This is a genomic window from Serratia sp. 2880STDY5682894 (assembly GCF_001537385.1).
Lineage (GTDB): Bacteria > Pseudomonadota > Gammaproteobacteria > Enterobacterales > Enterobacteriaceae > Serratia > Serratia nevei.
The window spans coordinates 726,756-738,055 of the sequence record NZ_FCJA01000002.1; the positions used below are offsets into that span (position 1 = coordinate 726,756).

12 protein-coding genes are annotated in these 11,300 nt (G+C 55.9%); 7 read left to right on the forward strand and 5 right to left on the reverse strand.

The window, feature by feature from the left end:
• Positions 1-59: 59 nt before the first annotated feature.
• The gene (locus AWX27_RS08170) at positions 60-659 is read right to left on the reverse strand and encodes an FMN-dependent NADH-azoreductase (protein ID WP_060420819.1); all 600 of its coding nucleotides are present in this window, start codon (positions 657-659) and stop codon (positions 60-62) included.
• A 129-nt stretch (positions 660-788) separates the two neighbouring features.
• On the opposite strand from AWX27_RS08170, the gene AWX27_RS08175 reads away from it, so the two are divergent.
• Positions 789-1,718, forward strand: a complete 930-nt coding sequence (locus AWX27_RS08175; protein WP_060420822.1) for a LysR family transcriptional regulator — start codon at positions 789-791, stop codon at positions 1,716-1,718.
• Between the two features lie 478 nt (positions 1,719-2,196).
• On the opposite strand, the gene AWX27_RS08180 is transcribed toward AWX27_RS08175, so the two are convergent.
• The 4 genes from AWX27_RS08180 to fliD form a co-directional block, all read right to left on the reverse strand.
• Positions 2,197-3,057: a helix-turn-helix transcriptional regulator gene (locus AWX27_RS08180; protein ID WP_060420825.1), complete on the reverse strand. Its 861-nt coding sequence runs from the start codon at positions 3,055-3,057 to the stop codon at positions 2,197-2,199.
• A 308-nt stretch (positions 3,058-3,365) separates the two neighbouring features.
• Positions 3,366-3,734 carry a flagella biosynthesis regulatory protein FliT gene (gene fliT / locus AWX27_RS08185; protein WP_038876898.1) on the reverse strand — a complete coding sequence of 123 codons (369 nt, stop codon included), beginning with the start codon at positions 3,732-3,734 and terminating at the stop codon, positions 3,366-3,368.
• Entirely contained in the window at positions 3,734-4,144 is a 411-nt protein-coding gene (gene fliS, locus AWX27_RS08190) for a flagellar export chaperone FliS (protein ID WP_038876901.1), read from the reverse strand. The genes fliT and fliS overlap by 1 nt, the downstream gene beginning before the upstream one ends.
• A 32-nt stretch (positions 4,145-4,176) precedes the next feature.
• Complete coding sequence (gene fliD / locus AWX27_RS08195) at positions 4,177-5,592, reverse strand: flagellar filament capping protein FliD (RefSeq protein WP_060420827.1); 1,416 nt, start codon at positions 5,590-5,592, stop codon at positions 4,177-4,179.
• Between the two features lie 281 nt (positions 5,593-5,873).
• Here fliD and AWX27_RS08200 point away from each other — a divergent pair, with 281 nt between their 5' ends.
• From AWX27_RS08200 to tnpA, 6 genes are all read left to right on the forward strand, one after another.
• Positions 5,874-7,109, forward strand: coding sequence for a flagellin FliC (locus tag AWX27_RS08200; RefSeq protein ID WP_060420830.1), 1,236 nt, complete (start codon positions 5,874-5,876; stop codon positions 7,107-7,109).
• A 182-nt stretch (positions 7,110-7,291) separates the two neighbouring features.
• Positions 7,292-8,014, forward strand: coding sequence for an RNA polymerase sigma factor FliA (locus AWX27_RS08205; protein ID WP_004934752.1), 723 nt, complete (start codon positions 7,292-7,294; stop codon positions 8,012-8,014).
• Between the two features lie 55 nt (positions 8,015-8,069).
• A complete protein-coding gene (gene fliZ, locus AWX27_RS08210; protein ID WP_025303240.1) occupies positions 8,070-8,579 on the forward strand; it encodes a flagella biosynthesis regulatory protein FliZ in 510 nt (169 codons plus the stop codon).
• A 125-nt stretch (positions 8,580-8,704) separates the two neighbouring features.
• Complete coding sequence (locus AWX27_RS08215) at positions 8,705-9,697, forward strand: D-cysteine desulfhydrase (RefSeq protein WP_025303239.1); 993 nt, start codon at positions 8,705-8,707, stop codon at positions 9,695-9,697.
• Positions 9,698-9,812: 115 nt separating this feature from the next.
• Positions 9,813-10,613, forward strand: coding sequence for a cystine ABC transporter substrate-binding protein (gene tcyJ / locus AWX27_RS08220; protein WP_049197982.1), 801 nt, complete (start codon positions 9,813-9,815; stop codon positions 10,611-10,613).
• 166 nt (positions 10,614-10,779) lie between these two features.
• On the forward strand, positions 10,780-11,217 hold the full coding sequence (tnpA, locus tag AWX27_RS08225; RefSeq protein WP_039567450.1) for an IS200/IS605 family transposase: 438 nt from the start codon (positions 10,780-10,782) through the stop codon (positions 11,215-11,217).
• Positions 11,218-11,300: the final 83 nt, after the last annotated feature.

Consider the following 11,300-nt stretch of genomic DNA (forward strand, 5'->3'; position numbering starts at 1 on the left):
CGGCTAACAGGAGGGCAAAAGGGCCGATGACAAACAGAGTCAGCAACATCGAAAAGGCCTCAGTCCGCCAATTCCGCAATCCGTTCGTGGGCGTTCGCCAGTCCCTGCGCGAGGCCGTGCGGTTTCATATCCAGCCCTTCGGCATAGATAAATTGCACGTCGCCGATCCCCATCAGCCCCAGCACCGACCGCAGGTAGGGCGTCACGGCGTCGGTCGGCTGGCCGGCATGTACGCCGCCGCGTGAACTGAATACCAGCGCATTGACGCCCTCGACCAACCCGACCGGGTAGGTGGCGGTATAGTTGAACGTTACCCGGGCGCGGGCCACCAGATCGAACCAGTTTTTCAGCTGGGTCGGTACGTTGAGGTTGTACATTGGCGCTCCGATCAGCAGCAGATCGCTCCCTTTCAGTTCGGCAATCAGCCGATTGGACAGCGCCACCGCCGCTTGCGCGCGTGGGCTGGTGTTTTCCGCGCCGCGCAGCGCACTGAACAGCTCGCCGTCCAATACCGGCAGATCCAACGCCGTCAGATCGTGCTCGACGATCTTATCTTCGTGTCCTTTGGCCCGACGCTCCGCCAGATAGCGGTCAATCAGGTTATTGGTCTGCGAGTCGTTTCCCATAATGCTGGATTTGAGCACCAGTATTTTTTTCATGTGGTTGTCCTCTGACGGTCATCTGTGGTTTTCACCGGGAATTCCGGAATGACTGCAGGTTATCATTGCTTGATGTTCACCAGTGGTGATAGGTTTTCACTTAATTGATTCCAATTTGGAAACGGTAAAATGAAAAGCGATCTCAGCGCGCTGCCGGCTTTTGTCGCCGTGGCGGAAGGCGGCAGTTTTGCCGCCGCCGCAGAAAAACTGCATCTGACGCGCTCCGCGGTCAGCAAAATCGTGTCGCGGCTGGAGGCGCGGCTCGGCGTGATGTTGTTTATGCGCACTACGCGCAGCCTGAGCCTGACGGATGAAGGGGCGCTTTACTACGAGCACTGCCGGCAGGCGTTAGCGAACATACAGGCGGCGGAAAATCAGCTGGACAGCGGCAAGATGCAGGTCAGCGGCCGGCTCAGGGTCTCGGTGCCGGTGTTGTTCGGCCACCTGTGCATCGCCCCCTTGCTGACGGCGCTGGCGAATGAGCATCCGTTGTTGACGCTGGAAATCTCGTTCAGCGATCGCAGGATCGATCTGGTCGATGAGGGGTTCGATCTGGCGGTACGCATCGGCGAGCTGGCGGACAGCGGCAGTCTGGTTGCCCGGCGCCTGGGTGAACACGGCATGCTCCTGTGCGCTTCGCCCGACTACCTGCGGCGCAGCGGAGAACCGAGCACGGTGGACGCGTTAAGCCGACATCAGGCGGTGGGGTATCTGCACGCGGGGGCGGTGTTGCCCTGGCAACTTCGCGGCGAAAACGGCGAGCTGCAGCCGTTCAGGCCACCGGCCAAGATGATGATGGATGATATGCAGGGGATCGTCGATGCCGTTTCCGCCGGTGCCGGTATTGCCTGGCTGCCGGAGTGGCTGGTCCGCGATCGGCTGGCGGCGGGGACGTTGGTGGAGATCATGCGCGGTGAGTCCAGCCTCAGTTTTCCGGTGAATGTGGTATGGCCCTATATGCCTTACCAGCCGCTCAAGGTGCGGCTGGCGGTGGACAAACTGGTGGCGGAGCTGCCGGGAAAATTGGCGCTTGTGGCGCCGTCGGTATCACAACGCTAAGGGCCGGAGCCGCAACTGACAGGGAATGGGCGCTAATGTAACGAATAGAGGGACGAAAACGGCGCTGTCAGGCTTATTGAATGCCCAGGTGACCGTTTATTATGGCCTGATTAGTAGGGTTATTATTCGAGGCAGGTCAATGAGCACGAAAAGCGAATCCAGATGGCGTCTGATCAGTATTTTAATGCTGACGGTACTCGCCGTATTAATTGGCATTTTGGTTAAACTGGACTGAAGTCTGACCAGGCGATAAAAGCCTGGCCATTTTATTGTGCGGCAAGTAAGCGCATCATGTCTTCTTCATACAGCAATGCTAAAAGCCACAGCCCCAACAACATTATTGCCAGAGAAAATAATCGCTTTTCATTACGCATCGTTTAATTTGCTCTTCGGCGGTTCGACTTTGCGTAGCCTATCTCAGCGTTGTGACAACTGTTAGGAACCTGTGCTAAATAAAGCCATTTTGTTGCGCGTCTATTTATGTTTCTCCGGCGGCTATCGCTTCGGCCCCCAGGGGGCCAGGTTCCATAATCCTTTGGTGGCCGCGAATGGCGGTAGGCGCAAAGCCGAAGCGCTTGCGAAAACGTTCGGCGAAACGCGACGCGCTTTCATAGCCGACATGTTGTGCGATGGCGGATATCGGCCAGTCGGTGGATTGCAGCAGGGCCAGCGCACTGCTCATGCGCACGTCGATCATCAGGTTGCGCAACGCGGTATTTTCCATCGACAGTTTGCGGCGCAGCATCACTTCACTCATCGACAGGCTCTCCGCGACTTTGGCCGCGGTCCAAATGCTGTGTGGATCGGTTGCCAGGCAGCGGCGCACGCGCTGCGTCAGGTCTTTGGCTTCGTTGTGGATGAAGCGAATGCCGAACTGGGCCAGCCACAGCAGAATTTCCAGCATTTTGTGCCGCACGATGATGGTGGGAAAACGCTGCCGGAGCGCCAGCGCCAGGCTGGTGGTCTCAAAGCTGTGCTTCAGGGCGCAGGGCAGATTGCGCAGCGCCAGGACGGCATCGAACGGCATCGGCGCCGGCGTTTCCTCGGCCGGAGGCTGAAGAGTGAGCAACAGAGGGTCGCAGGTCAGCAACTGACAGCTGAACACACCCTCTTCGGAGGGGCCGTTAATAATATCCACCGTTTGTCCCCCGTCGATAATCAACAGCTCACCGGGATGAGCCACCACTTCGTGTTGTTGCCAGCGTACGCGCTTATGGCCTTGTTGTATCAGATACAGATGTGGTTGCTCAAAATAGACTGAAGGGAATAATAATTCAGTATGCTGAACGATGTGCGCTGAGGCACCAATTCCTGGACAGAGATTAATTGTACGTTCCATCGATATTCATTTCGCAGCCATTATCTGGGAATATCTTTACGCTTTGATCCGCGTTGGAGCAACATTTTTCCATGGGCTGTGAAACACAGCGGCGTGTTTTATCTATCAAAAATCAATTTCCTGCTGAACAGAAAACGTCCGTGTCGGGATGATGCTTATCCATTAAAGTGAGAGCCAGGCTCGAAGCGCGCATTTTACCAATTACCCATAAACTGAATAATTCAAATGCCATAGATTAATATCCTAACGTAACCCGAGAGTAATAGCGCATGGTGCTATTTAATCCATTTTCGTCAGTATTGTCGATCTTATCGGACCTGTGGTTCCCCCAGCAACAGCGCGCGGTCATGAAATTGGCCGTAGGTATTGTTGACCACGTTCTGGCGCGTGGACTGCTCGATCAGCGTTTTCAACTCATCCATGCGTTGCTGCAGCAGACGCTTGAGCTCGGTTTCGTTGTCGAGGATCTGTTGCAGCTTATTGCGCAGCATCTCTTGCAAGGCCATAGACGGGCCGGCTTGCCCGGTAAAGGCGGCGGTTTTTTCCACCGCCGTCACGTAGGCGAATTCGAGTTCGACGAGCTCTTCCCAGCGCCCGGTTTGCGCCAGCGCGATCATCTGGCTGCTCAGGCTGTAAATTTGTTGATAAGCGGCTAACAGCTGCTGTTGACGTTCCATTACACGGCGTCCTGCGAAGGTTGGTAGTTGGGGCCGATCTGGCGCCAGGCATCGGCGATGTTCTCCAGCAGTTTGACCACTTCGGCGATTGCCGCCTCGTCGTTATGCAGGTTGGCCTGCATTAACCGACGCTTCATGTAGTCGTACAACGCCGCCAGGTTTTCGGCGATCTCGCCGCCCTGTTGAGGGTCGAGGCCGCCTTTCAGGCCGTTGTCGATGATGTTGATGGCTTTGGACAGCGCCAGGCCTTTGCCGGCGATATCGCCCTGGTTCATCAGGATGCGTGCGCGAAGCAGGGCGCTGAGCGCCCCGTCGAACAACATCACGATTAACTGGTGCGGGCTGGCGCTCATGGCGCCGCTTTCCAGACTGACCTGTGCATAGGCCTGAGTGCCGCTTCTGTTATACATGTTGTTTCTTTACCTGTTACCTGGTTAAGGGATCACTTTGCAGAGAATTGCTGTTGTAAATAGTTACCCGTGCTGCTCAATTTGGACATCATGGTATCCAACTGAACGAACTGCTGCTTGTAACGGTCGATGGTGTTCTGAATGCTGGCCGTGACCGTGGTGATCTGGATGTTCAGGCGATCGAGGTTGGTATTGATGCTCTTGGTCGAGTTCTCGATGATGCCGCCGGCCTTGATGTAACTTTGGATATCGTTGTGGATCTGGGTGGCCATACCGGTGTCTTTGCCGTTACCTGCGAAGAAGTTGGCGACCTGCTCCGGTTTTTCGTCGATGGCTTTGTTCAGCTTGGTGCTGTCGATTTCCAGCTTGCCGGTTTTGACGTTGGTGGTGATGCCGAGGTTGCCCAGGCCTTTCAACTCCGGGTTGTCCTGCGCCGAGCTGAGGGCGCTTTTGATCGAGGACTGGATACCGCGCAGGGTGTTGTCACCCAGCAGCGCACCGTTCTTGGCATTCTGCGCTTCGCCGCTTTTGACCGGCGTGTATTTGGTCAGCGAATTGAAGGTGTCCAGCAGCGAGTTGTAGTTATCCACCCACTCTTTAATCTTGTCGGCGCTGCCGCTCTTGTCGATGCCGATCACTAGGTTTTGCGGTTCGCCGGCCTTGGTGGTGGTTTTCAGATCGAGCGTTACGCCCTGCAAGGCATCGGCGATCGAGTTGGTGCTGCGCTTGATTTTCGTGCCGTTGACGACGATTTCCGCATCCTGCCCAGGCACGGTTTGTTTCATCGCGGTGCTGCCATCTTTAGGCGGATTTTTAGGATCGTAGTTGAGGATGGCACCGAGCTTGTCGTCGTTATTGACCTGCACCGCAATGGTGTTTTTTTCGCCGGGCGTGGTGGAGCTCAATGCCAGTTGATAGTCATTGTCGCCGACGCGCATGATGCTGGCAGTGACGCCGGATTTCGATTTGTTGATGGCGTCGCGCATCTCGACCAGCGAAGTCTGATCGTCACCGAGCGGGATCTTGGTCTCTTTCGGCGGGTTACCTGCCGTAATAGATATGGAACGATCGCTGCTGCCCGGGGTGCCCAGCTTGGCCTGCTGGTCGGCGATCGGCGTCTGAGTGGTCAGCGTTTGCGGCTGTGCCAGTTTCAAGACCTCAATCGAATAGTTGCCCGGTACCGACTTGTCGGTGGTGGTCACGGTAAACTGATCGTGCTTGGTGGCGGTGGTGTTGTTGAAGAACTCTGGCTTGGCCAGGTCTTTGCTCAGATTGTCAAACTTCTCCAGTGCGCCTTTCAGCGTGCCGTAAGCGGTTAGCTGGGCGTTGTAGCTGGTCTGCTGGGTGGTGTACGGCGTCAGGCGCTGTTGTTCCGCTTTGGTCAGCTTGTCGAGCAAACCGTTAAGGTCGAGTCCTGAGCCGATGCCTAATGAACTGATCGATGCCATTCGTGTTTCTCCTTGGTAATGACTTTATTCGCTTTACGCGTTATCGGCCCAGTGATGAAAAAGTTTACCGAAAAAAACAAAAAAACGATGGCGCAATAGAGGAGGGAAAAACCGCGTTATTTCTGCCATTGCCCCTGGCGCAAAAAATTTTAAAAAATTGCTAAAGGTTGTTAGGGGAGGGCCGATACCTGAGGGGACGGTGGTTGACGCCGTGGGCAAACAAGCCCGAACCTTTTAACTGTGTTGCGAAGAACGCAACTGACTCGTAAGGAAAGCAAACAATGGCACAAGTAATTAACACTAACAGCCTGTCGCTGATGGCGCAGAACAACCTGAACAAATCTCAGTCTTCTCTGGGTACTGCGATTGAGCGTCTGTCTTCCGGTCTGCGTATCAACAGCGCGAAAGACGATGCTGCGGGTCAGGCGATCTCCAACCGTTTCACCGCGAACATCAAGGGTCTGACTCAGGCTTCTCGCAACGCCAACGACGGTATCTCCCTGGCGCAGACCACCGAAGGCGCACTGAACGAAGTTAACGACAACCTGCAGAACATCCGTCGTCTGACCGTACAGTCTCAGAACGGTTCCAACTCTTCCAGCGACCTGCAGTCCATCCAGGACGAGATCTCTCAGCGTCTGTCTGAAATCAACCGCATCTCCGAGCAGACTGATTTCAACGGCGTGAAAGTACTGAGCGCAGATCAGAAACTGACCATCCAGGTTGGCGCGAACGACGGCGAAACCATCGATATCGAACTGAAAGACATCAATGCTAAAACTCTGGGTCTGGAAAAGTTCAGCGTGGCCGATGGCATTGATAAAACCAAAGTAGCTGCCGCTGCACCTGCTACCGTGAAAACCGGCACCAGCGTGGCAATCAACACCGGTACCGTTCAAGCCGGTGGTAAAGATATTGCCAGCTATGAGAAAGTTGGTGACGATGTATTCGCTATCAACGCCGATGGCGACTACTACAAAGCAACTTTCGATAAAGCGACCGGCGACCTGAAATCCGTTGGCACCAAAGAAGCCACTAAACCAACCGGCGGCACTGCGGTAACCAGCATTGAGAAAGAAGTGGCTCCTACCGGTCCTGATGCGGCTAACCTGCGCTCTTACGACAACGGCAAATCTTACGTGATCCAGGAAGGTACCGGTGCCGATGCCAAATACTTCAAGGCGACCGTAGACGCAGCCGGTAAAGTGACCAAGGGCGCTGAGCAGTCCACCGAGCCAAAAACTGCCGACCCGCTGGCAACCCTGGACAAAGCGCTGTCTCAGGTTGACTCCCTGCGTTCTTCCCTGGGTGCGGTACAGAACCGTTTCGATTCTGTTATCAACAACCTGAACAGCACCGTGAACAACCTGTCCGCTTCTCAGTCCCGTATCCAGGATGCTGACTACGCGACCGAAGTGTCCAACATGAGCCGTGCCAACATCCTGCAACAGGCTGGCACCTCTGTTCTGGCACAGGCTAACCAGTCTACTCAGAACGTGCTGTCCCTGCTGCGTTAATCGTCTCTCCCGATTAACTGTCGCAAAGAAACCCCGCTTCGGCGGGGTTTTTTTATGCTCGCGCACCGCGCGGTTATTACATGGCGCAAATAAAGCCCGTTTTGTGCGACTGTTCAGCCGATTGGCATTCCGCCCCCTACGCATAATAGCGCTGACTCTCTTATCCGCAGGTTTAAGACATAGTGAGCGATCTGTATACCGCCGAAGGCGTGATGGACAAAAATTCTCTCTGGCTGCGCTACGTCCCGTTAGTGCGCCACGAGGCGTTGCGCCTGCAGGTCAGGCTGCCCGCCAGCGTGGAGCTTGACGACTTGCTGCAGGCCGGGGGAATCGGGCTATTGAACGCCGTTGAGCGTTATGACGCCCTACAAGGAACCGCCTTTACCACCTATGCGGTGCAACGCATTCGCGGCGCGATGCTCGACGAGCTGCGCAGCCGCGACTGGGTGCCGCGCAGCGTGCGGCGCCATGCGCGCGAAGTCGCGCAGGTGATGCGGCAACTGGAACAGCGTTACGGCCGTCCGGCGAGCGAGACGGAAGTGGCGCAGACGCTGAATATCTCGCTGGATGAGTACCGTCAAATTCTGTTGGACACCAATAACAGCCAGCTTTTCTCCTACGACGAATGGCGCGAGGAGCATGGCGAGAACGCGGAACCGATGCTGGAAGGGCATGAAGAGGCCAACCCGCTGCATCACCTGTTGGAAGGCAGCCTGCGCCAGCGGGTGATCGACGCCATCGAGGCGTTGCCGGAGCGCGAAAAAATGGTGCTGACGCTGTATTACCAGGAAGAGTTGAATCTCAAAGAGATCGGCGCCGTGCTGGACGTCGGGGAATCCCGCGTCAGCCAACTGCACAGTCAGGCGATCAAACGGCTGCGCGCGCGGCTGGCGAACGATACCTGACGGCGGCCCACCGCCCCTCAACTCGATGACTCATGCGACAATCGGACTGCCCTTTATGCCAGGAATACTGTTGAAGAAACGGCCGCTTAGCCGTTACCTGAAAGACTACAAGCACAGCCAAACCCATTGCTCCCAGTGCGGCAAACTGTTGGACCGCATGGCGCTGGTGTTTCGCGGCAAGATTATCAATAAAGAAGCCATCGCGCGCATGGATCAGCCGATCGACGATGCGGTCTGGCAAAACGTGCAGCACGAGCTGACCGCGCTGTGCCGCTTCTGCAGCGAGATCTCCTGCAACAGCCACCCGAGCTATTTCGACATCATGGCGTTCAAACAGTATCTGTTCGAGCAGACCGAGATGAGCCACAGCACCATCCGCGAGTATGTGGTGCGGCTGCGCCGGCTGGACGAAATGCTGGTGGCGCGCAACTACCCGGCGGATAAATTCGCCAGCAGCGCCAGCCATCAGCGCATCATCGACGATCTGCCTACCGCGGCGCACAACAACTACCGCATTGCGCTGCGCAAATACGATCAGTATCTCGCCTGGCAGCGCAGCTACTGAGACTTTTCCCCGGCCGCTGGGCCGGGGCCTGCTGTTTCCCCCGTGATAAAGGATGATTATTCAGTTCACATCTGCTAAATCTATCGGTTATCAGATGTTGATATTCGATTCCCTGGGGGGAAGTAGTGAACCTGCAACAACAACTGGCGCAATTTCCGCGTCTGGATCTGGTTGGCACCGCCACACCGCTCGAAAAGCTGTCCCGTCTCTCCGATTACCTCGGCCGCGAAATCTACCTTAAACGTGACGATGTCACTCCTATGGCCATGGGCGGCAACAAGCTGAGAAAGCTTGAGTTTTTGGCCGCCGACGCGCTGCGTCAAGGTGCCGATACGCTGGTCACCGCCGGCGCCATTCAATCCAACCACGTGCGCCAGACGGCGGCGGTGGCGGCGAAACTGGGCCTGCACTGCGTCGCGCTACTGGAAAACCCTATCGATACCCGCGCGGAAAACTACCTGACCAACGGCAACCGCCTGTTGCTCGGCCTGTTCAACGCCGAGGTGGTGATGTGCGAAGCGCTGCACGATCCGCAGCAGCAGCTGGCGGAGCTGGCGACGCGCCTTGAGGCGCAGGGCTTCCGGCCTTACGTGGTGCCGGTGGGCGGTTCCAATGCCCTGGGCGCGCTGGGATACGTACAGTGCGCATTGGAAATCGCCGAGCAGAGCCAACGCAGCAACGTGGCGTTCAGTTCGGTGGTGGTGGCGTCCGGCAGCGCCGGCACCCACGCCGGGCTGGCGGTGGGGCTGCAGCAGCTGCTGCCGGAAACCGAACTGATCGGCGTGACCGTCTCGCGCACCGTGATCGATCAGCTGCCGAAGGTGGAGCAGATCCAGAAAGCTCTGGCCTGTTCGCTGAATATCGACGAACTGGCGCCGATCGCGCTGTGGGACGATTACTTCGCGCCACAATACGGCATGCCGAACGAAGAGGGCATGGCGGCGGTGCAGCTGCTGGCGCAGCAAGAAGGCGTATTGCTGGATCCGGTGTACACCGGCAAAGCGATGGCCGGTTTGATCGACGGCATCGCCCAGCGGCGCTTCCGCGATGAAGGCCCTATTCTGTTCGTTCACACCGGCGGCGCGCCGGCGCTGTTCGCCTACCATCCACAGGTGTAAACACCGCTTGTTATTCCATTTTGAACTATATTTATAAAGTTATATTCCTTTATGCGGGCGGTCGCACTGTTAAAGTGCTGATATCAAAAAAGATAAATAACACACAGGGGTGTTTATGATGTTTGCAAAAGTTCGTCGTCAATGGCTGTTGGGCGTGGTGGGCGTCGCGTTGGCCGCCGGTTTGGCGACCCAAACCTACGCTGCCGACAATCTGCTGCAGCAGGTGAAGCAGCGCGGCACGCTGATCGTCGGCCTGGAAGGCACCTATCCGCCGTTCAGCTTCCAGGGGGAAGACGGCAAGCTGACCGGTTTCGAAGTGGATTTCGCCAACGCGCTGGCGGAACACCTGGGCGTGAAGGCCAAGCTGAACCCGACCAAGTGGGACGGCATGCTGGCTTCGCTGGATTCGAAACGCATCGACGTGGTCATCAACCAGGTGACGCTCTCCGATGAGCGCAAGAAGAAATATGACTTCTCCACCCCTTACACCGTTTCCGGTATTCAGGCGCTGGTGAAAAAAGGCAACGAAGGCACCATCACCAAGCCGGAAGACCTGAAGGGCAAGAAGGTCGGCGTGGGCCTGGGCACCAACTATGAGCAATGGCTGCGCGCGAATGTGCAGGGCGTGGACGTGCGTACCTACGACGACGACCCGACCAAGTATCAGGATCTGCGCGTTGGCCGCATCAACGCCATTCTGGTGGATCGCCTGGCGGCGCTGGATCTGGTGAAGAAAACCGGCGATACGTTGGCGGTAGCCGGCCCGGCGTTCTCTCGTCAGGAGTCCGGCGTGGCGCTGCGCAAGAACAACCCAGAGCTGCTGGCCGCGATTGACCAGGCGATCGCCGAGATGCAAAAAGACGGCACGATGGCGAAGATCTCCGAGAAATGGTTTGGCGCGGACGTAACTAAATAATGCACGAAAGTATTCAACTGGCGCTGGATTCAGCGCCATTTTTATTCCTAACTTAAAACCACGTCCTGTGGACGTGGTTATCGACTCGGTTTTGGCTCTGCCTGTAAAAACCTGCTCATGCCAAAATCCCTATCTGTTGTCCCCACAACTGATAAGGAAATTAAACATGAGCAGGTTTCAAAGAGCTTCCCACGTACTGTGGCATTGTCAATATCATATAGTCTGGACGCCTAAGTGCCGTTTCAGAATTCTCAAAGGCAATGTTGGGAAAGAAGTGTACCGACAGATATGGATACTCAGTGAGCAACTGAAGATCCAAATTATTGAACTAAACGTTCAGTTAGATCATGTGCATCTTTTGGTGAAGATACCGCCGAAGTTGTCAGTATCAGAAGTGATGGGCCACTTGAAGGGTAGGACAGCAATAAGGCTCTTCAGCAAATTTCCCTACTTACGTAAGCATAAACTATGGGGAAATCACTTCTGGGCAAAGGGATACTGTGTAGACACCGTAGGTGTGAATGCAGAAATGATCCGTAAATACGTCAAGTATCAAGAAAAGCATGAAGCGGATGATAAACAGCTATCGCTACATGAAGTGTGAAGAGAGGGCTCTATGAGTCCGAACTTAGAGCGCCCCTCTGGGGCGTAGTCAAAGCCGCCTTCTATGAAGGCGGATTTTTACTG

Excerpts from the sequence above, each read along its gene's own strand:
- fliT (WP_038876898.1), bottom strand. The coding sequence starts at position 3,734 with ATGGAACGTCAACAGCAGCTGTTAGCCGCTTATCAACAAATTTACAGC.
- fliZ (WP_025303240.1), top strand. The coding sequence starts at position 8,070 with ATGCCAGGAATACTGTTGAAGAAACGGCCGCTTAGCCGTTACCTGAAA.
- AWX27_RS08170 (WP_060420819.1), bottom strand. The coding sequence starts at position 659 with ATGAAAAAAATACTGGTGCTCAAATCCAGCATTATGGGAAACGACTCG.
- tcyJ (WP_049197982.1), top strand. The coding sequence starts at position 9,813 with ATGATGTTTGCAAAAGTTCGTCGTCAATGGCTGTTGGGCGTGGTGGGC.
- tnpA (WP_039567450.1), top strand. The coding sequence starts at position 10,780 with ATGAGCAGGTTTCAAAGAGCTTCCCACGTACTGTGGCATTGTCAATAT.
- fliS (WP_038876901.1), bottom strand. The coding sequence starts at position 4,144 with ATGTATAACAGAAGCGGCACTCAGGCCTATGCACAGGTCAGTCTGGAA.
- AWX27_RS08200 (WP_060420830.1), top strand. The coding sequence starts at position 5,874 with ATGGCACAAGTAATTAACACTAACAGCCTGTCGCTGATGGCGCAGAAC.
- AWX27_RS08175 (WP_060420822.1), top strand. The coding sequence starts at position 789 with ATGAAAAGCGATCTCAGCGCGCTGCCGGCTTTTGTCGCCGTGGCGGAA.
- fliD (WP_060420827.1), bottom strand. The coding sequence starts at position 5,592 with ATGGCATCGATCAGTTCATTAGGCATCGGCTCAGGACTCGACCTTAAC.
- AWX27_RS08180 (WP_060420825.1), bottom strand. The coding sequence starts at position 3,057 with ATGGAACGTACAATTAATCTCTGTCCAGGAATTGGTGCCTCAGCGCAC.